Source organism: Shimia sp. R9_1 (assembly GCF_017743775.1).
GTDB lineage: Bacteria > Pseudomonadota > Alphaproteobacteria > Rhodobacterales > Rhodobacteraceae > Shimia.
Genome location: NZ_JAGHRN010000006.1, coordinates 133936 through 156689, shown reverse-complemented (window position 1 = coordinate 156689; position 22754 = coordinate 133936). Strand labels below are relative to the sequence as shown.

The 22754-nt window shown below is 58.7% G+C and carries 20 protein-coding genes; 10 read left to right on the top strand and 10 right to left on the bottom strand.

The annotated features are described in order from the left end of the window. The first annotated feature begins 140 nt into the window (after window positions 1-140). Both J7399_RS17970 and J7399_RS17965 read left to right on the top strand, forming a co-directional pair. Window positions 141-1163: an ester cyclase gene (locus J7399_RS17970; protein WP_209088402.1), complete on the top strand. Its 1023-nt coding sequence runs from the start codon at window positions 141-143 to the stop codon at window positions 1161-1163. Further along, complete coding sequence (locus tag J7399_RS17965; RefSeq protein WP_209088399.1) at window positions 1153-2028, top strand: amidohydrolase family protein; 876 nt, start codon at window positions 1153-1155, stop codon at window positions 2026-2028. The genes J7399_RS17970 and J7399_RS17965 overlap by 11 nt, the downstream gene beginning before the upstream one ends. A 10-nt stretch (window positions 2029-2038) precedes the next feature. Here the strand turns inward: J7399_RS17965 and J7399_RS17960 are convergent, their stop codons facing one another. The 3 genes from J7399_RS17960 to J7399_RS17950 form a co-directional block, all read right to left on the bottom strand. Beyond that, window positions 2039-2836: a sulfotransferase gene (locus J7399_RS17960; RefSeq protein WP_209088396.1), complete on the bottom strand. Its 798-nt coding sequence runs from the start codon at window positions 2834-2836 to the stop codon at window positions 2039-2041. Between the two features lie 261 nt (window positions 2837-3097). Continuing rightward, window positions 3098-3457, bottom strand: coding sequence for an MAPEG family protein (locus J7399_RS17955; RefSeq protein ID WP_209088393.1), 360 nt, complete (start codon window positions 3455-3457; stop codon window positions 3098-3100). Window positions 3458-3522: 65 nt separating this feature from the next. Beyond that, window positions 3523-4287, bottom strand: a complete 765-nt coding sequence (locus J7399_RS17950) for an alpha/beta hydrolase (RefSeq protein WP_209088390.1) — start codon at window positions 4285-4287, stop codon at window positions 3523-3525. A 101-nt stretch (window positions 4288-4388) separates the two neighbouring features. Here J7399_RS17950 and J7399_RS17945 point away from each other — a divergent pair, with 101 nt between their 5' ends. Beyond that, the gene (locus J7399_RS17945; RefSeq protein WP_209088387.1) at window positions 4389-5291 is read left to right on the top strand and encodes an AraC family transcriptional regulator; all 903 of its coding nucleotides are present in this window, start codon (window positions 4389-4391) and stop codon (window positions 5289-5291) included. Window positions 5292-5435: 144 nt separating this feature from the next. On the opposite strand, the gene J7399_RS17940 is transcribed toward J7399_RS17945, so the two are convergent. Continuing rightward, the gene (locus J7399_RS17940) at window positions 5436-8879 is read right to left on the bottom strand and encodes an SdrD B-like domain-containing protein (RefSeq protein WP_209088384.1); all 3444 of its coding nucleotides are present in this window, start codon (window positions 8877-8879) and stop codon (window positions 5436-5438) included. 671 nt (window positions 8880-9550) lie between these two features. Here J7399_RS17940 and J7399_RS17935 point away from each other — a divergent pair. After that, on the top strand, window positions 9551-10186 hold the full coding sequence (locus J7399_RS17935; RefSeq protein ID WP_209088381.1) for a hypothetical protein: 636 nt from the start codon (window positions 9551-9553) through the stop codon (window positions 10184-10186). A gap of 3 nt (window positions 10187-10189) precedes the next feature. Then, window positions 10190-11083 (top strand): hypothetical protein, encoded by an 894-nt coding sequence (locus J7399_RS17930; RefSeq protein ID WP_209088378.1) that lies wholly within the window; start codon window positions 10190-10192, stop codon window positions 11081-11083. Here the strand turns inward: J7399_RS17930 and J7399_RS17925 are convergent. The 6 genes from J7399_RS17925 to J7399_RS21220 all read right to left on the bottom strand — a co-directional run bounded on the left by J7399_RS17925 (window position 10991) and on the right by J7399_RS21220 (window position 16282). After that, the gene (locus tag J7399_RS17925) at window positions 10991-12085 is read right to left on the bottom strand and encodes a glycosyltransferase (RefSeq protein WP_209088368.1); all 1095 of its coding nucleotides are present in this window, start codon (window positions 12083-12085) and stop codon (window positions 10991-10993) included. The genes J7399_RS17930 and J7399_RS17925 overlap by 93 nt on opposite strands. Window position 12086: 1 nt before the next feature. Continuing rightward, window positions 12087-13040 (bottom strand): glycosyltransferase family 2 protein, encoded by a 954-nt coding sequence (locus tag J7399_RS17920; RefSeq protein WP_247738901.1) that lies wholly within the window; start codon window positions 13038-13040, stop codon window positions 12087-12089. Window positions 13041-13223: 183 nt separating this feature from the next. Continuing rightward, entirely contained in the window at window positions 13224-13388 is a 165-nt protein-coding gene (locus J7399_RS17915) for an LPXTG cell wall anchor domain-containing protein (protein ID WP_209088365.1), read from the bottom strand. 1 nt (window position 13389) lies between these two features. Continuing rightward, complete coding sequence (locus J7399_RS17910) at window positions 13390-13716, bottom strand: hypothetical protein (RefSeq protein ID WP_209088361.1); 327 nt, start codon at window positions 13714-13716, stop codon at window positions 13390-13392. A 13-nt stretch (window positions 13717-13729) separates the two neighbouring features. Next, on the bottom strand, window positions 13730-15319 hold the full coding sequence (locus tag J7399_RS17905; protein WP_209088358.1) for a GMC family oxidoreductase: 1590 nt from the start codon (window positions 15317-15319) through the stop codon (window positions 13730-13732). 210 nt (window positions 15320-15529) lie between these two features. Next, a complete protein-coding gene (locus J7399_RS21220; protein ID WP_209088356.1) occupies window positions 15530-16282 on the bottom strand; it encodes an acyltransferase in 753 nt (250 codons plus the stop codon). 224 nt (window positions 16283-16506) lie between these two features. On the opposite strand from J7399_RS21220, the gene J7399_RS17895 reads away from it, so the two are divergent. The 5 genes from J7399_RS17895 to J7399_RS17875 all read left to right on the top strand — a co-directional run bounded on the left by J7399_RS17895 (window position 16507) and on the right by J7399_RS17875 (window position 22739). Beyond that, window positions 16507-18078: an FAD-dependent oxidoreductase gene (locus tag J7399_RS17895; RefSeq protein WP_209088353.1), complete on the top strand. Its 1572-nt coding sequence runs from the start codon at window positions 16507-16509 to the stop codon at window positions 18076-18078. Between the two features lie 722 nt (window positions 18079-18800). After that, a complete protein-coding gene (locus J7399_RS17890) occupies window positions 18801-20240 on the top strand; it encodes a UbiA family prenyltransferase (RefSeq protein WP_209088350.1) in 1440 nt (479 codons plus the stop codon). After that, the gene (locus J7399_RS17885; RefSeq protein WP_209088347.1) at window positions 20237-20656 is read left to right on the top strand and encodes a GtrA family protein; all 420 of its coding nucleotides are present in this window, start codon (window positions 20237-20239) and stop codon (window positions 20654-20656) included. The genes J7399_RS17890 and J7399_RS17885 overlap by 4 nt, the downstream gene beginning before the upstream one ends. Further along, window positions 20653-21999, top strand: coding sequence for an FAD-binding oxidoreductase (locus tag J7399_RS17880; RefSeq protein WP_209088344.1), 1347 nt, complete (start codon window positions 20653-20655; stop codon window positions 21997-21999). Before J7399_RS17885 ends, J7399_RS17880 begins: the two co-directional genes overlap by 4 nt. Further along, window positions 21996-22739, top strand: coding sequence for an SDR family oxidoreductase (locus J7399_RS17875; protein WP_209088341.1), 744 nt, complete (start codon window positions 21996-21998; stop codon window positions 22737-22739). Before J7399_RS17880 ends, J7399_RS17875 begins: the two co-directional genes overlap by 4 nt. Window positions 22740-22754: the final 15 nt, after the last annotated feature.

Genomic DNA, 22754 nt, shown 5'->3' with positions numbered 1-22754 from the left:
CATACGTTTGCAAAATGGTAGTGACGCCGCGTCGGTTTTGGCAAGACATTTTTGCATACGTATGCAAAAATACTTGAAACGACTCCGGAAGCCGCGTTGTTAAATGCGCAGCAAATACATGTTTAATATGGGAAAATCACATGCGTGATGTTCAAGAGGCCAAGCACATTATTCGGGCATTTTATGCCGATTTGGACGCAGCTCCGGCGGAGGGCGCGGCGGAGGTGATGGCCAAATACTGTGATTCTGAGCTGGTGTGGCGCGGATTTCATCCTTTTGACGAGATCCGTGGCGCGCGCGCAGTGGGGTACAAATTCTGGACCCCGCTGCGTCAGAGCCTGCGCCGGATGCAGCGCCGGATGGACATCTTTTTTGCCGCGCAGAACCGGTTTGACGATCAGGGCGGCGTTTGGGTGAGCAGCATGGGGCATTTGATGGGGCTGTTTGATCAGCCGTGGTTGGGCATTGCTCCCACCGGCAAGATGGCCTTTCTGCGCTACTGCGCCTTTCATCGGGTGTTGGATGGCAAGATTGTTGAGACCGCGATGTACTTCGACATTCCGCATCTGATGGTGCAGGCGGGTTTGCAGCCCTTCCCGGAGCAGACCGCCGCGCAGCTGGTGCAGCCCGGCCCGCTGACCCATGATGGGTTGCTGTATGAGGCGCAGCCCGCAGAGGAAGGCACCAAGACTCTGGCGGCGATTGAGGCAATGATTGGCGATCTGGGGCAATGGGACAATCCGCTGCCACTGGAAGAAGAGCTGGCGCTGACGTGGCATGACGACATGATCTGGTGGGGGCCAACGGGGATTGGCGCGACCTACACCATTGAACGCTATGCCAAGCAGCATTCCGGGCCGTTTCGGGCGGGTTTCACCGAGCGTTCCAAGACCAATCACATCTGCCGTATGGCCGAAGGGCATTATGGTGGCTTCTTTGGCTGGCCCAATTTCACCGCCGTGCCAAGCGGCGGGTTTATGGGCATGCCAGCAACCGGCAAAGCCGGGGAGTTTCGCGTGATCGACATCTATCGTCGCGACGGCGGCAAGCTGGCGGAGAACTGGATTTTCATCGATCTGCTGCATTTCTGGAAACAGCAGGGCGTGGATATTCTGGCGCGGACCACAGGCATTTCAGGCGCGGGAGCGACCCATGCGGATTGATGCACATCACCACCTTTGGGATTTGAAGGCGGTCAGCTACCCGTGGCTGATGGCCAAAGGCGTGGCGCGGTTTTTTGGCGATCCGGCCTCGATCCAGCGCGACTACCTGATCGCGGAGTTTCGCGAAGATGCGGCGGCGCAGGGCTTTGCTGGCTCGGTGCATATTCAGGTGGGGGCCGAGGATGGTCTGGCAGAGGCGCGCTGGGTGCAGACGGTGGCAGAAGAGACGCCGGATTGGCCGATGGCGCAGGTTGTCTTTTGCGATCTGACCGCGCCGGATCTGGACGCGCAGCTGGATGCGTTTCAGGCGCTTTCGACCGTGCGCGGAGTGCGCCAGATTGTCGGGCGCGCGCCTGGTGAGGATGCGGTGACCGGCACCAATGTGCTGCTCGATGATCCGGCGTTTTTGCGGGGATTACAGATGGCCGGTGCGCGCGGGCTGTCCTTTGATCTGCAGCTGATCCCGGAGTTGATGGAGAAGACCGCGCGGGTGCTGGCGCAGGCCCCTGAGACGCAGGTGGCGCTGTGCCATGCGGGCAGCCCGCATGATCGCAGTGCGGCCGGTTTGGCGCAATGGGCCAAGCAAATGAAGGCGCTTTCCGCATTGCCTCAGGTGACGTGCAAGCTTTCCGGGCTGGGCATGTTTGACCACGACTGGACGGTGGACAGCATCCGCCCGATCGTGGCGGAATGCCTTGCGCAGTTTGGGGCGTCGCGGGTGATGTTTGGCTCGAACTTTCCGGTCGACAGCCTATCGTCAGACTACGCGACGCTTGCTGGCGCCATGCGCGAGTTGGTGCCCGAGGCGGACCATGCGCAGGTTTTTGGCGGCACGGCGGCGTGGTTTTACGGGATGGGGGCGTGATCTGGGCGGATCACTCCTCAAACAGGGGCGCGTAGCGGGTGCCCGCAAAGGCGTTCTTGAGTTCGGCGAAGTTTTTGACAACCTCGGACTTGGGGCGCTTGTTCTGTTTGGACATTTTGGAGTGAAACGGCGCTGGCGGGACATCAAGAAAGGCACAAAGACGCTGCATCTCGGCCTCTTTCTGGGCCACCAGATCTTCGTAGGTCATCTGCAAAAGACGTGAGGGCGGGAAAGCCTCGGCAATCCGCGCCTCCCAGCTTTCCAGCCATTCAAAACGGTCCCGGACCCAATCCACAGGCAGCTTCAGCGTGCGGTCGCCATAAGACCCGCCGACCCATTCGCCGCTTTCATAGGCCAGGCGCGTTGAAATGAGCACGGCGAGTTTGTCTTTGCGTCTGAGGTGGATGAGCCGGATGTCCTCTGCCGCGCGCAGATAAGGCAGCACGCCGCTGGTGTCGCTGATCCCGAATTTCTCTCCATAGTCGCTTTCGAGATGGCGATAGAGCAGTTTGACGCCAACGATGTCTTCGTTGGACATGCGCGACAGGCGGCGTTCGAGATAGGATTGCGCACCCGCGCCGGTGATCCGGCGGCGGACCGCTGCGCTTTGCAACTGGTATTCGCCGATGATTTCCCCGTGCTGCCGGGTTTTGGGGATGCTTTTGATCAGGGAGACCAGCAGGTTGGAGCCTGACCGTCCGGCGGAGAGGATGGCGTATTTCTTGACCGGGGGCAGGAAGAGATCGGAAATCCGCCCGGTTGAGGCGTGCAGGCAATCTTTGATCAACGCGGCGTTGGCAGGTTTCATGACGTCTGGAACAGCAGTTTAGAAAAAATTTCAAATTCAAAAAGTCTGTGCAGGCGGACAAAAATCGCGTCCGGCGCAAGGGGAAGTTCAGCACAGGTTGCCCCCTGTCGCAAATGAATTTGGCTGTCGGGCCGCGCTCTGAGGGCGGGTGTTGCAACTTTGGAAGGTTCTGTCTGCAAAACCTGCGCGGCTGTTGGCAGAGAAAGCCCCTGAGGTGCTTTCTTGTTGGTGAGGGAGGTCTCTCTAGAGGGCAAGCGCCCCTTAGCCGATGTGCTGCGCCATCATCACGAGGCCCACGAGGCTGATCGCCCAGACGATGGTCCGCAGATAGGGCACGCCGGTGAGGTAGAGGATCACATGAGCCACGCGCGCAATCATGAAGATGGTTGCCCCGAGCACCGCGCCTTCGGCGTTGAGTGTAAGCAGAGCGAGTGGCAGGAAGAGGATCATGGCCTCGCCCACGTTGACCAAGGCGCGCTCTGCGCGGCCCACCAGAACGGTGGTTGCGGGCATCTCGTCACGGGCGTTGAAGGAGGCGGGGTTGCCGCGGTAGCGGAAGGTGACCGGCAGCAGGGTTTGCACAAAATAGAGGATCAGTGCGGCCAAAATCAGTGTGGTCATTTGGGTGGTCCTTTGTTGGAGGAGGTTGTGGCGCTGAGGCCAAAGAAAGGGGGAAAGACAGGCTGCTACTGGGAGGCGGCGGCTTGAACGGCGTTCAAAATCACCTCGGCGACGGCCTCCGGCTGGGCGAGCATGGCCACATGGCTGGAGGGCACAGTTGTGACGTCGGCACCGATTTTCTGCGCGAAGTAGCCTTGGATCTGGGCCGGAATGATTTGGTCATTTTCCGCAATCACATAGCTGGAGGGCTTAAGGGTCCATGCCGCCACAGAGAGCGCATCCTGATTGGTGTCATATTTGAGGGGGGCTTGGGTCACGGCCATGACAGCGGTCTCTGATGCTGGCAGGTCAGGGGCAAAGAACTCGGAGATGCCGGTGGCGGTCAGGCGCAGATATCCGGCTCTATCCGGGTAGATTTCCGACAGCCACGGCGCGGCGGGCTGATCTTTGGTAAGATCTGACAGTAATTGCCCCGCCTCCATGGCAAAGCCTGCCACATAGACGAGGTGTTCGACCTTTTCATGGGCGCCGGCCTCAGTGATGACACTGCCGCCATAGGAATGCCCGACCAGAGCCACCGGCCCGTCCTGTAGCTCGACCAAACGGGTGACGGTTGCGGCGTCTTCTTGCAGGTCGGCCAGCGCAAGTTGCGCGGCGCTGACGGAAACCCCGGCGTCTTGCAGGATCGGGATGACCCTGTGCCAGGCAGAACCGTCGGAAAATGCGCCGTGAACAAGCACGACGGAGGCGTTTTCTGCGGCGGCAGCGACTGGCAAAGACAGGGCGAGTGCGGCGACGACGCTGCGGAACTTGCTGAGAGCAATAGACATTTTGGATGACCTCACGACAGGGTTAGCATTGCCAAGAGAGGTATGGGGTCAGAAGGGATTTGCCGATGACGGAAACGCCGGAAGTGTTAGCAGAAACTCCAATGTTTGAGACGGACGCCTTCTCAGAGGTGCTCGACATTGTGCATGTGCGTGGGGAAAGCGCCCGTGTGATCACGCCGGAGACGCCATTGGCCTTTGCGGTGCCACCGGGAAAGCCGTGTGTGTACATTCTTCAGCAGGGGGCGTTGGACATCTCCCCGGTAGGTGGGGCGACGGTGACCTTGCAGGAAAAGCAGATCGCGTTGATGCTGCAAGGCACGGCGCATGATGTTGTGTTTCGTGATCCAGCTCTGAAGGCGCGGCAGGCCACGCTGATTGATCCTGAGAGCGGGGGGCGGTTGCGCCCGGCAATCCATTGTTTTTGCGGCAGCTTCACGGTGGACGGGGATCTGGCCGAGCGCGTGTTGCAGTCATTGCCGCAGGTGATTGTGCTGGACGGACTGGCAGAAGATCCTATCGAATGGCTTGATGAAATGTGCGGTTTGGTGCTGCGCGAGCTGGGCGCGACGCAGCCGGGGGCAAGTTTGATGGTGTCCCGGCTTTTGGATTTGCTGCTGGTGGTTATTCTCAGACGCTGGGCGCAATCTGATGACAGCTTGCCCGGGTGGCTGGCGGCGGCGAAAGACGAGCGGATCGCTCGGGCGATTGCGGCGATCCACTCCAACAGCGGCGGCAGTCTGAGCAATGCGGAGCTGGCGGATATTGCCGGGATGTCGGTGTCCAACTTTGCGGATCGGTTCAAACAGGTGATGGGGCAGGGGCCGGGGGCCTATCTGAGGGGGTGGCGACTGGATCAGGCCGCTGAGGCGTTGTTGCATTCCAGCGCATCGATTGAGGCGATTGCCGACCGGGTGGGCTATGCCTCAAAAGAGGCGTTCAGCCGCGCGTTTCAGGCGAAGTTCGGGCAGTCTCCCTCGGCCTGGCGCGGTGCGCGGCACGCATGACCTGCGACCAGACAAGGAAAAGCTCCCGAAGGTGTTTCGGGAGCTTTTGGTCTTGTCGCCAATGCGCTGTGAGGCTGAGGTAAGTCCAAGAGACGCATCACGACCTGAGGGTGAGCAGGCCCCCGATTGAGGGCCTGATCTGCCTTAGATGAGCACCACTTCCTCGAAGTTGCGGATGTCGAGATCCAGCGTGGTGAAGCTGAAGGTGTCTGTGAGGATGCTGCCGTCGTTGATGCTGCCCGCTGCGGGCGCATTGAGGGCAACCAAAGCGAGGTAGGCATCGACTTCGGCCTGAACCGCAACCGCATCGGCACCGTCCAGCTCGATTTCGAGGCGGTCGATCCCGCTTTCCCCATCGAGGAAGTCCCGTTCCCCCGCATCGCTGGCCTCTGACCAGATGAACTCGTCGGCACCAGCGCCGCCAAGGATCACATCTGCGCCGTCGTTGGGGCTGAGGAACCGGTCATCACCCGCGCCGCCGGAGACATAGTCCGAGCCCTGCAGGCCGCGGATGAAGTCATCGCCGTCGCCACCAAAGAGCGTGTCGTCACCGGCCTGACCAGCAAGTGCGTCATTGCCGATGCCGCCCAAGGCGAGGTCGGCCTGACCGTCGGCGTTGATGGTGTCGTCGCCTTCGCCGCCCAGCAGGGTGTCAAAGCCAGCGGTGCCCCGCAGGTTGTCGTCGCCCCGGCCGCCTTCGATGAAGTCGTCGCCGCCGCGCCCTTCGATGGTGTCTTCGCCGCGTGTGCCAAGGATGTTTTCATCCAGACCCGTTCCGGTGAAGCTGACCCCGTTTTCACCCAGAGGCTCGACCAGTACGATGGTGCTTGGGTCCGCCGGGTCCAGTGTTGGGACGTCGCCGACCTGCACTTCGACCGTGCGGACAAAGCCGACACCGTTGGTGACGGTGTAGTTGAAGGAGTCATAGCCGGTGAAGTTCGCGCCAGCCGTGTAGGTCACGGTGCCATCCGCTTCGAGCACCACGGTGCCGTAGCCGCCGTTGTTGACCTGAGCGACCTCAAGCATGCCTTCGCTGAGCTCGATGTCATTGGCGAGCACGTCGATGTTGACCGAACCACCCGCGCCCGGTGCGGCCACCTGATCGCTGGTGCCGCCTGGTACAAGCTCTTCCACGGCCACGGTCATATCATCAAACTGCAGGAATTCGATGTTGCGCAAGCGGTCAACGCCATCCACGGAGGTGATGATCAGCTCGCCGGTGAAGATGTCGACGACTTGGATGTCCGCATCGGCAAAGTTGCCGCCAAACACCGCAGTGTCGACCTCGCCGTCGCCGTTGAGATCGTCATTGCCAGCGCCGCCGATCAGGATGTCATTCTCGGACCCGCCGTTGAGATCATCCTCGCCTTCGCCACCTTCCAGCAGGTCGTCATAGCTGCCGCCTTCTAGGGTGTCGTTGCCGCCGTTGCCCATCAGGGTGTCTTCGCCGGAGAAGCCGATGATGCTGTCATCGGTTTCACAGCCCACCAGCAGGTCAAAGCCGCCGACCGGCGAGTTTTCATCGGCCTGGCTGGTACCCTCGATCAGACCGCAGCGCAGGATGCCGGCGTCCAGCGTGAGGTTGGATTCGCCTTCGGCCAGGGTGACCACCTGTGTCATCGCGAAATCAGCGCTCATCGGCACCGCATCGGAATCGCGGGCATCATCGCCGCCCTGATTGGCCGCTGTGAAGGCAAAGCCCTCAGGCAGGAGGAAGCCGACCTTGTAGTCGCCTGCGGCGAGACCGGTGAAGAGATAGTTGCCGTTCTCATCGGTCATCTGCTCAGCAAGCACCATGCCGGAGGCGGTCAGGAGCTGCACGGTGACGCCCTGCACGCCCTGTTCGCGGCCGTTGAAGAACGGATCGAACGCTTCGTCGTTGAGAATGCCGTCGCCAAACAGGTCCAGCCAGACGGTGTCGCCCAGCTCGGCAGTCATCGGGTCGGTGTCACGCACACCGGCGTCGTTGTCGCCTGTGTCTTCGCCGGACACCACGGTGATGTTTTCAATGACGGACATGGTGGTGTCGCCGATGGCGTCGCTGTCGGAAGTGTCATCCGCGCCAACATTAGGGTTCACCAGCTCTTTGCCAACCAGCACGGCATCGGGGTCTTCGAATTTGACGCCATAGGTGCCGGGCTCCAGATCAGAGAACTGATAGTTGCCATCCGCATCGGTCAGAGTGGTGATGGCGTTGCCGCCAGCGTCCAGCACCGGATCGCCATTGGCGTCGAGCAAGGTGACAAGCACACCCTGAATGCCGGGCTCGTCGCCGTTGTTGTTGTCGAGGTCATCTCTGTCCACGTCGCAGAAATAGCGCCCGGAGAGGGAACCGGGATCTTCTTTCACGCAGACGCCGAGGTCGATGTCGGTCTCGCTGTCGGCGGTGACAGAGACCACGCCGGACATGCCGTTTTCATCCACATCGGAATCGATGCTGTCATCTGCGCCAGCGTCCTGAATGGTGAATTCCGTGCCATCCGGGGCAACGCCCATGATCTTGTAGTCGCCCACAGGGACGTCATCGAAGCGGTAGTTGCCATCCGCATCGGTCTGGGTGGTTGCAACCACATTGCCGTCCAGATCCAGAAGCTTGATGGTCACGCCCGCTTTGGTGGGTTCAGAGACCACTTCGGTCTGATCCTGACCTTCCAGAACGATGTTGTCGATGCGGACATATTCGTAGTCGTCGCCAAAGGCTTTCAAGGTGACGTCCTGACCGGATTCAATCGCAACATCTTTGATCACATAGGTGGAGAAGCCACCATCATTGGAACCCCAGCCGTCGGTGTCTGCATCCAGACGGACGGCTTCGACGACCTGACCGCCGACCTTAAGCTTGATGACGCTCTGGCCGTCTTTTTCATCCTGCACACGGATTTTTACGTCATAAACGCCGGTTTTGCCGTCAAAGGTGGTGCAAAGCTCACCGTAGCCACCTGCGCAGTAGAGCTTGACCAATTCGCCACCGGAGGCCTGCGCGCCTTCGACGGTTTTGAAGCCATAGCTGGCCATGTCTTCGGCTTCGATGGTGTAATCACAGCCCGGGATGACGGTGACTTCGCCATTGATGCCGTCACAGTCCACATCGCAGAAGACGGTGCCGGAGATCGCGCCGGTTTCGACCTTTTCGCCTGCGCTGAGGCATTTGTAGTCGACCCAGTTGCTTCTGACGTTGCAGGTTTTGACAACGGTCAGCTCGGTGCCTTCTGGCGGCACTGCGCCGTAGAAGCTGAAATAATCGTCGCCTGCGCCGGGGGCGTTGTGATCCTCGATTTCAATTTCGATCATGTAGTAGGTCTGGCCATCAGAGCCTTTCAGCACGTGATAGCTTTCCGCATACATCTGACCGCCAACTTTTTCACCGTCGACATAGGCCTGCTGACCGGAGCGGTCGTTGGCGTGCTCATTGCGGCAGTTGTCGCCGGAGAGGAAGTAATCGTTGTCTTTGGTTGAGAGACAGACTGAGGCGCTGTCCGGCATGGTGAATTTATCGCCACAGCCGATGCTGGAGCCGTTGCCGCCCTGATCCAGAAGATCGGATTCTTTGAGAGCGGTCCATTCATATTCGCGGTAATAGTATGACACTGTTTATTCCCCCTAATTACTCGCAACAAACGCGTATTTTTCGCCAAATAAGCGGGAGAGCAGCGGAGCGGGGATTCAGAGCGGAATTGCGCCGAATGTTAAACAAATAGGTCCGCTTTGATGGACCGAACATCAAAGAGGCAAAAGTATAAATTTTATGCAGGCAAAAAATGGTCCTGCGGTTTGGAATTGTTAAATTCCCCCGATATTCCGCCTGTTTGATTACCCTTCCCACAGACACATCACAAATAAGATACGGAGATTTCAGCGGCGTCAATAAGTATTAATAATCTATTAAAAAAACATTTAAAATTAGAGGTTTGTGAATTTCCAGTCAGGGTTTTGATACCTACCCAAAAGAGTAGCGTTCGGGGCGTGGGGGTTGGCCGTGAAATTCGCCGCTATTTCGCGCGGTTTTTATTGACGTCGCCTGCGTCGGAGGCTGATATAGAGAAAACACATTATTGTCTCTATTTGGGCCAAATCTATTGAATAACAATGATATAGAGGCTGCTGCTGGCGGTCTGAAACGCTGCCATATTGATGGCCATGTGCATATTCATTCCGCGTTTTCCGTTGAAAAGGCGCTCGATAATGCGCGGTCGACTATGGGGTTAATGAGAAACAGTCATTCTGACGTCGGCTTTTTGTTTCTCACGGAGATATCAGGCGTGGATTATTATGATTCTCTCCCCGAAAAGGCTGGAGAATGGGAAATCACGCCAACCCAAGAAGAGATGACGAAGGTGGCGTGCGCGCCGGATGGGAGCCGCATATATATTGTCGCCGGGCGCCAGGTTGTGACGCAGGAAGGGCTTGAGGTTTTGCTGCATGGGACATCCGTGGCACCGCCTGACGGGGCGCCCTTGGCAGAGGTGATCAGCGCGGCGGTCGGGCAGGGGCTGCTGGTGGTGTTGCCCTGGGGCTTTGGCAAGTGGCAGGGCGCGCGGGGCGAGGTGGTGCGGTCGCTGGTCTCGCAACCGCCGACCGATACGGGGGTCTTTGTCGCGGACAGTGGCGTGCGGATGCGTGGTGCGCAGCGGCCAGCCTTGCTGGCAGAAGCCGAAGCCCACGGCTGGCGCGTTTTGGCGGGGTCAGACCCGCTGCCGTTGCCCAATCAGGAGCGGGCCGTTGGGCGCTACGGGTTTGTAGCGGACTGCGCGATAGATCCGGAACGTCCGTTTGGCAGCATGGCAGATTGGTTGCGACAGGTTGAGCGCTCCCCGGCGTGTTTTGGAGCGTTGACGACCCCGGCGGCCTTTGTTGCGGCGCAGGTGCGGATGCAGTTGCGAAAGCGGTTTGGCTGAGCCGTGCCTGCCACCTTGGGGCATATCGGCGCGCAGATGCTGCTCACCCGGATTGGACTGCCGCAGGCGGACACAAAATGGATTTTGGCGGGATGTGTGATCCCGGATCTGCCGTGGATTTTGCAGCGGGTGGTGCACGCCGTTGGCGATGTGCCTGTGATTGAGCTGCGGCTCTATGTGGTGGCGCAAAGCAGTCTGCTGATGAGTCTGGTGCTCTGCGCCTGTTTGGCGCTGTTCAGCCGGAGAGCCGTGAGCGTTTTCAATGTATTGGCCCTTGGGGCGCTGCTGCATTTTGCATTGGATGCGCTGCAGACAAAATGGGCCAACGGCGTGCTGCTTTTTGCGCCTTTGCATTGGGAGCCGTTGAATTTCGGGCTGTTCTGGCCGGAGGATTGGCCCACCTATGCGCTTTATGGGCTGAGCCTTGGCGTGGCGTTCTGGATGGTTTTTAGAGATGCGCCCAATGGTGACGATTTGCTGCGCCCGAGGGGCGGGCGTGCAGGCGCTGCGGTTGTGCTGTTGGCGGTCTATTTCTGTGCGCCACTTGCGATGGAGAAAGGGGCTTTCGCGGCCAATGTGCATTCTACCAAAGTGTTGGCGGAATATGACCAGCGCGTGGGGCGGGAGATTGGCATTGATCGCAACCGAATCGTGGTTGAGAACGGTGCGCCATATTTGCGTGTGTGGACCGGCGAGCGCATTGCGCTGACAAACACAACGCTGGGCGAAGGTGCGCTCGTCTCTGTCAAAGGGGTGTTTGAGACGCCCTCAACGCTGCGGGTTGAGGACGTCCATTTGCATGCGTCAGGCGTCCGCGATATCGCTTCTTATGTCAGCCTGCTGGCGATCGCCCTGTGGTGGGGTCTCTGTATCGCGCGGGCGCGCGGTGCGTTCTGAGGCCGCCTCTTCTGCAGCGGTCGGGCGGCCCCGCAGGACTTGATCGATCTCGTAGCTGCGCAACCTTCGGCTTGAGGAGAAGATGATGATTTCCCCGACGAGGCCGAGGGCAACGATCTGGATGCCAAGCACCAGCATCAGAACCGCAAACACCAGCGCCGGGCGGTCCGCGAGGGCCGCGCCAAAGAACAGGCGCTCAATCACCAGATAGGTGGTCAGCAAAGCGCCAACCAAGATCAGGGGCACGCCCACAGAGCCAAAAAACCGCAGGGGGCGGCGCAGGTATTTCAGGCCGACAAACAGGGTCATCAGATCCACCAGCGCACCGACATGGGCGTGGGGTTTGAATTTGTAGATGTCCTGTTCGTTGAGGTTTTGCATCACCGTCACATCAACCTCTTTGACCTTATAGCCTTCAGAGGCGGCGATCAGGGGCAGGAAGTGTTGGCGGACGCCCAGTTCAGAGACCTTCTGGAACACATCACGCCGACCGGCGCGGGCGCGGCAGAACACATCGCTGAAGCTTTGTTGAAACAAGGCGCGCAGCAGGCCGTGGGTGGCCCAAGAGCGGAATTTCTGGATGCCGTTGCGATCTACTTTGTCACGTTTGCCCACCACCATATCGGCGTCGGCAAGCCCATCGAGCAGCGCATTGATGGAGCCGGGCTCAATTTCGCGCCATGATGGCAGCGTGAGGACGATATCGCCCACCGCCTGGCCAATGCCGTGTTTGATGGCCGAGTCTTCGCCGGCCCAAGGGCGCTGGCCGATGGATTTGAGGTTGGGCCAGCTGTCTTGTAGCGCGCTGAGCGCCTGGGTGATGCCCGACGAGGATTGCTCATAGACCACAACCAGTTCGTAAGGCTCGGGGCGGGCATCAAGCACCGGGCGGAAATCAGACAGCAACTCTTTCAGCCCTTTGCCATCCCCATCGGCGGTGACAATCACCGTGAGAAGTTCGCTTGCCGCTTTTGCGTCATGGGTATTTTGACTGTGAATCATTTTATTCTCCATTCGGCAGCGCGGTCACGGAATGGCCGCCGAGCCAATACAATTTGTCGGGCCCAATCTGGCGGTGCACCAAGGCACAGACCACGCCGACCAAAAACAAGAAAAGGGACAGAGAGCCGCAGAGCATGGCCACGGATGTAAAGACCATGACGCTGCCGGTTTCAGCAGCGCCGGGGCCAAAGACGATGGGCCAAGCAAAGAGGCAGGTCAAAAATGCAAAAGTGACGGACAGTCCGGTGAAGCGCCGCATGGGTTTGCGCGAAAACATCAGCAGGGTTTTGATCGCAATCAGATCAAGCAGCACTTTGAAAATGCGCGACAGGCCATATTTGGACTCGCCAAATTGGCGGGCATGGTGACGCACGCCCACTTCGGCAATGCGCGCGCCCACGGGCAATGTCATCGCCGGAATAAAGCGGTGCATATCGGAATAGAGCGGCACCCGCTTGATGGTGTTGGCGCGGTAGACCTTGAGGGAGCAGCCGTTGTCTTTTACCGGCAGGCCGGTGACCTTGCCGATCAGACGGTTGGCAATCATCGAGGGCAACTTACGTGACAGCCATTTGTCCTGACGGTTGATGCGCCAGCCGATGACCATGTCATAGCCTTCGTCAATCTTGGCCAGCATCATGGGAATGTCTGCGGGATCGTTCTGCAGATCGCCATCCATGGTGACCAGAACCTCGCCGCGCGCATATTCAATGCCCGCCATCATCGCCGCGGTCTGTCCGTAGTTTTTGCGGAACTTCAGCACCACCACACGCGGGTCTTCTGCGGAAAGCTCCGAGAGCTTTTCAAAGCTGCTGTCGGTGGATCCGTCGTCAACAAAGATGAGCTCAAAAGACAGTTTGGACTCATCAAAAACGGTGGCGACTTTCTGGTAGAGCAGTCCCACACTTTCTTCCTCGTTCAAAATTGGAACGATGACAGAGTATTTAACGGTCAAAGTATGACTCCTGACCAAAACAAAAGAATTAAAAATACCTAAAGCAAAATGCCTTCGAATTGGCTCAAACTCTAGCAACCGCTGTGGGCTGTGGCAATTGCGGAGTGAGGTGACACGTTCACGCAACACCTTCGGCAGTGAAAATAGGCAAAAACCGCTGTGGAATTGGACAATACCGCTGGCTTAATTGGCTTTGTTTCCATTGCGGCGTTTGCGGCCGAATAAAAGAAAACACAGAGTCACAATAAGCGCGCCGATCACGGTGCCGGAATAGAGGCTTCCAGGGACAAAAACGGACAGGAAGAGACCCCAGGCGGCGATCAGAATCAGAAGGATCAATACCCGCATGTCAGGCCCTTTCTTCCTGCAAAGCGATCAATGCGCAGACGCAGGCTTCGGTCTCACTCATCACCCAGCCATCGACCTGAACGGTGGCGCCTGCGGCAAAATCCTCCGCGACTTTCGCGTTTAGGGATCCGGTGTGATCTGACAGGTGCGCGTGGGAAAGTAAGCCAAGTGCGGCGCGCAAGGTCGCAGGGTCCGCCGGAACGGCACCTTGCGCAAGTGCGGCGCGGCCGATCTCTTTGAGCGCATCCAGAGAGGGATTGGGCATGGCTTTGGCGAGCGAGGCCACCGGGCTGAGGGCGGCGGCCAGAAGCAAGTCACGTCGTTTCATGTTTTCGCCCTCCTTACAGGGTGCCTGCGCGTGCGTCGGCTTTGAATTTGTCTGCCATGCGGATCGACAGGGCAGCGATTGTCACGGTCGGGTTGGCGTAGCCATTGGTTGGGAACACAGATGAGCTGCTGATGAAGAGGTTGCTGATGCCATGCACCTGACAATCGGCATTCACCACGCCGGTTTCAGGCCCCACCGACATCCGGGTGGTGCCGCAGTGGTGTTTGCCGCGGGCGACAAAGCTCGGCCAGTCATAGTCATCGCTGAGCACATCGGTCCAGACGCGGCCTGCGCCTGTGCGGCTGATCTCTGAGGCAAGCAGTTCTGTCGCGCGTTTGACTGTGCGCATTTCCTGATCTGTGAGCTGCCAGTTCAGCGCGATCTGGCGCTGGCCGAAGCGGTCTGTTTCTTCCACCAGATGCACGGTGCTGTCGTAGTTTGGCACGCATTCAAACCCAAGCCACGGGCCAACCCATTCGCGGGTGATCAGATCGTCCCTTGTATCAAGGGCGCGCCGCCAGATGCCGTTGACCGCGCCATCCAGATCGGTCAGCACGTTCTGGATATGCGGCGCAAGGCCGTTGCCCTTGCCGCGGAGCTGTTTGGTAAGCTGGCCAATGGCCAGATCGCCGGGGGAGCGCGCCGCCGGGAACATGTGGAAGATGAAGCTGGCGATCTGTTCGCGCCGGAGCAGATCATCTGACGGCACAATGGCCGCAAACATGCCGCCCACATCGTCAAACTCGTAAGGCTCGGCGTAAAGATCGATGTTGGGGGCGTTGCGGCCCGCCAGAATGCGCGCTGCCGGACGGATGGCGGCGTGGTCTGCAAAGAAACGGCCCACAAGGTCATTGCCGTTGCCAATTCCGGTGTTTTGCACCTTGTTTGACAGAAGCATCAGGCGCGGGATTTCAATACCGCCCATGCAGAGGACATAACGCTTGGCCTCGCAACGCAGCCTTGGGCCGTCGATGCAGGCAAGTTCAATGCCCGTGATTTCGGATGCGGTGGAGGTGCTGTCGATGTTGAGCGCATTGGCGTTGAGAAACACCGTGACATTCTCAGACGCCCGGAGCGCATCCTCATAGGTATAGCCAAATGCCGTTGGCGGGCTTTGGTTGATGGAGACGTTTTCCAGAAGATCCGGGTTGAGGTCAAAGAGGTCAAAGCCAAGACGATCTGCCCAATAGGCGATGTCATAGGGGCGCTCTTCATGAAGCTCGAAATAGGGTTGTGCGCGGTCATAAAACGGGGCGACGTCCTCATAGGTGATGGGCCAGCCGGACCATTTCATCCAGTCGCGCACCTCAAAATCCACCGGTGCCAGGCGCATGGCGTGGCCGCTCCAGTGGTTTGAAGAGCCGCCGAGAAAGCGCAGGCGGGCCTCATCCAGCGGGTCATACTGAAAGCCGAGGTTCGGCCCCTTGTAGAGTTGCTGGGTTTCATCCTCATAATAGATGCCGCCGCTTTCAATCAGGGCAACTTTTAGAGGGGAGCCAGAGAGTTCCAGTGCAAGGGTGATGCCCGCAGGGCCACCGCCGACAATGCAGATGTCGGCGTCGATAACCTCGCCGTCAGGTAAGCTGCGAGCGTCAATAATCATCTCGTCTTCACAATATGCTATGTCAAAATTTGAGGGCGAGGCCCTCTCTAAAATCTAGGGCCACGTTAGGTCGTGGTAGCGGTTTGTGGCAAGCGGTTTGCGCCAGAAAGCACGCGGGGGCGTGGTTTTGATACATCGGTGCGGCTCAAACGCCCAAACGGGATGCACGGATTTGGAAAAGGGCCATCCGGCGTAGGGTGGCGGCGCAGATCAGCTGCGGTGGCGGATAACGCGGGCAGGAACACCCGCGACTATGGCGTTGTCTTCCACATCGCTGGTGACCACCGAACCCGCTGCAATCACCGCGCCGTCGCCGATGCGGACTCCATCCAGAATAGAGACATGCGCGCCGACCCAGACGTCATTTCCCAAGACCACAGGGCCTTTGGTTTCTAAACCTTGCGTCACCATGGGGCCTTCGCCAAGGGCCATTTTGTAGCGCCCGCCGCCGAAGTAGCATTGGCCTGCGATGATGCAGTGATCGCCAATTTCAATGCCTGACACACCGCTGAGATTGCACTGGCTGCCGATGGAGCAATCCGCGCCTATGCGCAGGTGGTTGTTTTTCACGAGCAGCACGGTGTCGCGCGCAATCAGGGTGCGCGGTCCAATGGAAAAATCATCGGCGGAGGCCGCGCCGCGCGCATCAAGCGCACAGCCGTCATCAATGGTCACGCTGTCGCCCAGCGTCATGCGGGTGGGGCAGCGCAAAGAGATATTGCGGCCAAAATTGACGCCTTTTCCGGTCTTGGAAAATAGGCCGGGGAATAGGTGTTTTCTGAGAAAGAAGCCCAAAGCGCCGCGTGTGCCAGCCGCAAACATCATGGCAAACTCATACCGCAGAAAGGCGCTGAAACTGGAATTGCCGACAAAGAATTTCTGATATTTTTGCAGGGCAGAGCTGTCGTCGTTTAACGCATCAACGACGCGGTCTTTTTTAAGAGTGTCGCGCTCACTTTCCACCAGCGTCCCCCATAAACAACCCAAGCCTGATTTGCGTAGCACCAAAAAAGCGCGCCTCGCAAGATGCCTGCGCAGAGTGTGGTGATGTGGTCACGCAGGTGATGCCTCAATTCCTCAGCGCGGCAATTGGCAGCATGACAAACGGTGGGAAATTGCGTCTTATCAAAGGCGGTTATTTGATTAAGTGGCCGTTTTTAATAGATTCGTGCACCATTGGTGACTTTATGAAACGTGATTTGTCAGAGCTGTCGACGCGGCAGTTTGATTTGGTTGTTGTGGGCGGCGGTGTGCTGGGGGCCAGTGTGGCGCGGGATGCGGCGCTGCGCGGGTTGAGCGTGGCGCTGGTGGAGCGGGCCGATTTTTGCAGCGCCACAAGCCACAACTCCCTGAAGACCATTCACGGCGGCATCCGCTATCTTCAGCATCTCAATTTCAAGCGGGCGATTGAATCGATCCGTGAGCAGCAGATTTTTCTGCAGACTGCGCCGCATCTGGTGCAGCCGATGCGGTTTTTGATGCCGGCTTACGGGTTTGGCATGCGGGGGCCTGCCGCGCTTGGCATTGGGGTGGCGCTTTATGAGTTCCTCAATGCCTGTGTGGCGCTAAAAGACGGGCGCAGACTTAAGGCGCCGAAGGGGCGTGTTCTGGGGGCGAAGCGCTATCGTGACATGGTGCCGGGCATGGAGGATCAACCCTTAAGCGGCGGGGCGATGTGGATGGATGCGCAGGTCTCGCTGGCGGATAAGGCGGTGCTGCAGATGTTGCAGCAGGCGGCGGAGCATGGGGCTTCGGTGGCCAATTATGTGACCGCAGACGCGCCGCTGTTTCGGGAGGATGATCCGCAGGTGATCGCTGGCGTCAAGGCGCAGGACATGCGCAGCGGGGCGTGTTTTGACATTCAGGCAAGCGCGGTTGTCAACGCAACCGGCCCCTGGGCGGCGAGCTGGATCAACGGTGCGGATGAAGCGCAGCTTTCGATGCAGCTTGGGCTGGTCAAAAGCATGAATTTGGTGACCTGCAAGCCGGCGCTGCCGCATGGGGTGGCTGTGCGCAGCAACCGCGCCTCTGACTCCAAGGTCGACAGTGCCAACCGCATGTTTTTTGTGGTGCCCTGGCAGGGCAAAACCATGATCGGCACCACCCATGTGGCGCATGAGGGGGGAGAGGTGGATGACCGGGTTGGGCCGGGTGATGTGGCTGATTTTGCAGAGGAGTTTAATGAGGTCTACCCGGAGCTGGGGCTGTCGCCTGAGGATGTGCTTTACAGCTATGCGGGGCTGGCACCTGCGATGCAGGAAGAGGGTGCGGAGGCGGTGCCGTTGCACGAAAGTGAGATTATTGACCATGGTATCGTGGATGGGATTGTCGGGCTTTTCAGCATTGTCAGCGTGAAATGGACCACCGCGCGGCTGGTGGCGGAGCAGACGGTTGATCAGCTGTTGGGCGCACAGGCAAAGGCGCGCCCCTGCCAGACGCGCAGCGTGGACTTGCCGGACTATGAAAACATGCCGCATGAGATTGCAGGGATGACGGAGGCGCAGCTGCGGGCCTTTGTGCACCAGCATGTGGACGAGACGCAGGCTTTCCGGCTGAGTGATGTGCTGCTCAGGCGCACAAATGATCTGGTGCTGGGCGCGATGAGCGCGCAGCAATTTGAGGTGGTTGTCAGCGAAATGGCAGCGCTTTTGGGTTGGAGCGAAGAGGCGCGGAGCGAGGAGATCTCGCTGGTTTTGGATCGGCTTTCCAATGCGGCGCAGAAAGCGGATCTTTCTGCGCAAATGGATCTGATTTCCTGATGTTCGATCCAATGGTGTGCGTTTCAATATTCCTGTGAATGGGGCTGCTGATATGCGGCAATCATGCCGCGTTTTTTGGCGAGTCGCGGCTCAGAATTACTGTTGTCAGGATAAAGCTAGGCCCATCACAAGGCTTGGGCTAAATATTAAAGTATTGATTCTTTAATTTATGAGGCCCACCCATGGGTGTTGACGGTACTTTTTCTCGGCCTGTCAAAAACTTGATTGCCAGCAGCCTAAATCTTTTGCCGAAATCGGCCGCGGGGTGGCCCAGGTAGGACGCTGTTGCTGATTGTGGAATTGAGCCACAAATCGATAGCTCACTTTTTGATGCGATGCCGCAAAAAAATCGAATAATTCGGCTGTTATGTGCGTGCGGATGGCCGCATGGTAACGCCTTAGAACGGGGATAAGAAAACACGTGTATTATTGGTCAGTGCTTCGAACCATTTTGGGTGAGGGCGGGTGCGTATTCCTGCGCCAACTTGCTGTGGATGGCGGGCCATTTGCCGCTCTGCGGCGTTTCTAAATGACTGGATATTGCGCAAATCGATATTTTGGCAACTCTGAGAGCCAAGTTGCGCTTTCTTGAACAGCTATCGCTTGGTTTAGAATAGAGCTTGGGGTTTCCTACTTTTAGATTTTAGACTTTTTTGGTTTTGGATTAAATTATGACGACGATAGGAGCACAGCGCGGATCTGCGGACGCTCTTGAATTTGACATGTCTGATACTGTGGACATACCGTTGGTCGTTGATTTGGACGGCACGCTGACCAAATCAGATACGATGCACGAAGCGCTTTTGCTGTTGATTGCAAAGCAGCCTGCAAAATTGCCTCAGATTGTCTCTTGGCTGTTTGCGGGGAAAGCGCAATTCAAAGACAAGCTGGCCGCCGAAATGGTGGTTGATGCCGACAGCGTGCCGCTGCGCGAGGATGTGTTGGCGCAGATTTCTGCGGCCAGAAAGAGCGGGCGGCAGGTGCTTCTGGTGTCGGCCTCAAACCACAGACAGGTGAGCCTGATCGGGGATCAGCTGGAGCTGTTTGACGAGGCGATTGGCTCGGATGCGCAGCGCAATCTTGCGGGCAGCGCCAAGGCGCAATGGCTTGTGGATCGGTTTGGCGAGCGGGGCTTTGATTATATCGGAGATTCCAGCGCCGACCTTGAGGTTTGGCCCAAGGCGCGCAAGGCGATCACCATCGGGGCCAAGCCGGCGGTGCGTGCGCGTGTGGATGCGATGGATGTCGAGGTCACCCATCTGGACGGGAATAGCGATGAAAGCGCGACGCGCAAAGCGCGCCATTACCTCAAGGCGATGCGGCCGCATCAGTGGCTGAAGAACCTTTTGGTGTTTGTGCCCGCGCTGGCCGCGCATGAGATGTCGATGCTGCTGCCGTCGTTCTTTGCCTTCTGTGCCTTCAGTCTCGCGGCCTCCAGCATCTATTTGATCAATGATATGCTCGACTTGCATGTGGACCGGCAACACCCGCGAAAATGCAAACGCCCGTTTGCGGCGGGCACCATTCCCGTCGCCCATGGGGTTGTGCACTCGGCGGCGCTGTTTTTGACGGCGATGGTGATTGCGGCCTTCCTGCCCTCGGCCTTTGCGCTGGTACTGGTGGGCTATGTGGCGCTGACCTTTGCCTATTCTCTGGTGCTCAAGCGCAAGCTGATGATCGATATCTGGACGCTTGGTGCGCTTTATACGATCCGGATTGTGGCCGGTGGCGCGGCCAGTGGCATCCCGCTGTCTGAGTGGCTTCTGGCCTTTTCGATGTTTGTCTTCCTTGCGCTGGCCGCGGTGAAGCGAATTTCCGAGCTCAAGGATCTGGAAGCGCGGGATTTGGACAGCACCGATGGGCGCGGATACAGCGTGGGCGATTTGCCTGTGGTGCTGGGGGCGATGCTGGCTTCCGGCTATTGTTCGGTGGTGATCCTGGCGCTTTATGTCTCCAACTCCAATGTGGCGAGCCTATACTCGGAACCAAAGCTTCTTTGGTTGGTGTGCATGATGCTGCTTTATTGGATCAATCGCGTGGCCATCATCTCCTATCGCGGAGAGATGGATGACGATCCCATTGTTTTTGCTCTCAAAGATAAGGTGAGCCTGATTGTCTTTGCCGCCTGCGGCGCGGTGTTTCTGGCGAGTGCGCAGCTATGACACTGACGCAACTTGTCACCCGCTACAGCGCGTTTGCGGTGGTGGCGACCATCGCCAACCTTCTGACGCAGCGCCTGTCCTTGGCGTTTTATGAAGGCAGTTTGGGGGTGCCGCTGGCGATTTTTGTCGGCACGGTTGTCGGGCTGGTGGTGAAGTTTCACCTCGACAAGCGCTGGATCTTTTTTGATGCCTCCAAGGAGGCGCAGAGCCGGAAGTTTGGTCTCTACACCCTGATGGGGGTGATCACGACGGTGATTTTCTGGGGCTCGGAATATGGGTTCTGGTTGATCTGGCAGACGGATCTGATGCGGGAAGCGGGGGCCGTGCTCGGCCTGAGCGTCGGTTATTTCTGCAAGTATCATCTGGACAAGCGGTTTGTGTTTACCCCTGCGGCTGGCGTGGGGGGGCATGCATGATCAAGACGCAGACGCTCTCAGGCTGGGGACGCTGGCCGCAGCGCAAGTGCGCGACGGCGCCGCTTGATCCGGCAGGGTTTGACGCGCTGCCAGTGGCTGCGGGCAAGGGCATGATCGCGCGCGGCTTTGGCCGCTCTTATGGCGATATTGCCATGAACCCGGACCTCACATTGCTGGGCACAGCGCGCAATCGGATCCTGTCTTTTGATGAAGACACCGGCACGCTTGTGGCAGAAGCGGGGTTGAGCCTCACCGAAATTCTGGACGTGTTTGTACCGCGCGGCTGGTTTCCTGCGGTGACGCCGGGGACAAAATTTGTCTCGCTGGCGGGGCTGATCGCGGTGGATGCGCACGGCAAGAACCACCACAAGGTGGGCAGCTTTGGCGATCACGTTCTGTGGTTTGATCTTTATTGCGCGGACGGGCAGATCCGACGCTGTTCGCCTGAGGAGAACACCGCGCTGTTTCATGCCACGATTGGCGGCAATGGCTTGACGGGGCATATCCTGACGGTGTGCACCAAGCTGCTGTCGATCCCTTCGGGTTGGGTGCGGCAGACCACCCATGTGGCGGAAAACCTCGCTGACGCGATTGAGATTTTTGAGACCCACAACGATGTGACCTATTCCGTGGCCTGGATCGACTGTTTGGCCAAAGGCGCCCATCGTGGGCGCTCGCTGGTGTTTCTGGGAGAGCATGCTGCGCCTGAGGAATTGGCTGCGGCCCAGCGGGATCTGCCGTTTGATATCCCCCTGCGCAAAAAGCAGCGGATGCCGATGGATGCGCCGTCCTGGGCGCTGAACACCTACACCATTCGCGCTTTTAACCGGCTCTATCACAAGAAGAATTCTCAAAATCTCGCACCGCAGCTCGTTGACTATGACCGGTATTTCTATCCGCTGGATGCGATCCTTGAGTGGAACCGGCTTTATGGGCGCGGCGGGTTTGCGCAGTATCAATGTGCGCTGCCGCTGGCTGAGTCTGAGGCCGGGCTGACCAAGCTGTTGACCGCGATTTCCGATGCGGGGCTTGGCTCTTTCCTAGCGGTGCTGAAGCGGTTTGGCCCCGGCGCGCCGCAGCGCCCTCTGTCGTTTCCGATGGAAGGCTACACGCTGGCGCTTGATTTCCAGCTGTCGCCGCGCGCGCTGACCCTGATGACCGCGCTTGATGAGATCACAACGGAACATGGCGGGCGTCTTTATATGGCGAAGGACAGCCGCATGAGCCAGCCGATGCTTGAGGCAGGATATGCCGAGGGCTTGCCTGCGTTTCGTGATCTGCGCGCCCAATCCGGTGCGCGCGGGCTTTTTCAATCTATGCAATCCCAGAGGCTGAACCTGTGACACCTGCCGACACCCCCGCATTGATCCTTGGTGCCCGGTCCGGCATCGCCCGTGGCATTGCCGTCGCGCTGGCCAAGCGCGGGCATCCCATTATGCTGGCCGCGCGCAATGCGCAGCGGCTGGAGGCGGATGTCTCCGATATCTCTATCCGGCACAGCGTGGAGGTGTCCGCGCATGATTTTGATGTGCTGGATGTGGCGGGGCATCAGAGCTTTCTTGAAAGTCTGCCGATGAAGCCGGGCATCGTTATCTGCGCCATCGGTGTGCTGGGTGACCAGGAGGCGGATGCGGGGGACAGCGCGGCGACCCGGCTGATTGTTGAGAGCAATTTCCTCGCGCCGTGCCTGTTTCTGGAGCGGGTGGCGACGCAGATGTCCGCTTCAGGGCGGGGCGGGCATATTGTAGGCATAGGCTCTGTTGCCGGTGATCGCGGGCGGGCCAAAAACTATGTCTATGGCTCCGCCAAGGCGGGGTTTGCGGCCTATCTTTCCGGCCTGCGGCAGAAATATGCGGCCAGCAGTCTGCATGTGATGACGGTGAAGCCGGGTTTTGTGCGCACCGCGATGACGGAGGGGATGGATCTGCCCGGGCCGCTGACCACCGACGCAGAGCCATTCGCCGAGCGCGTTGTGGCGGCGATGGAGAAGGGCAAGCTTGTCTATTACGACATGCGCTGGCGCGCGCTGATGGGCGTGGTCACGCATCTGCCCGAACGTATTTTTATGAAGACCAAATTTTGAAGAGATCGGACGGCA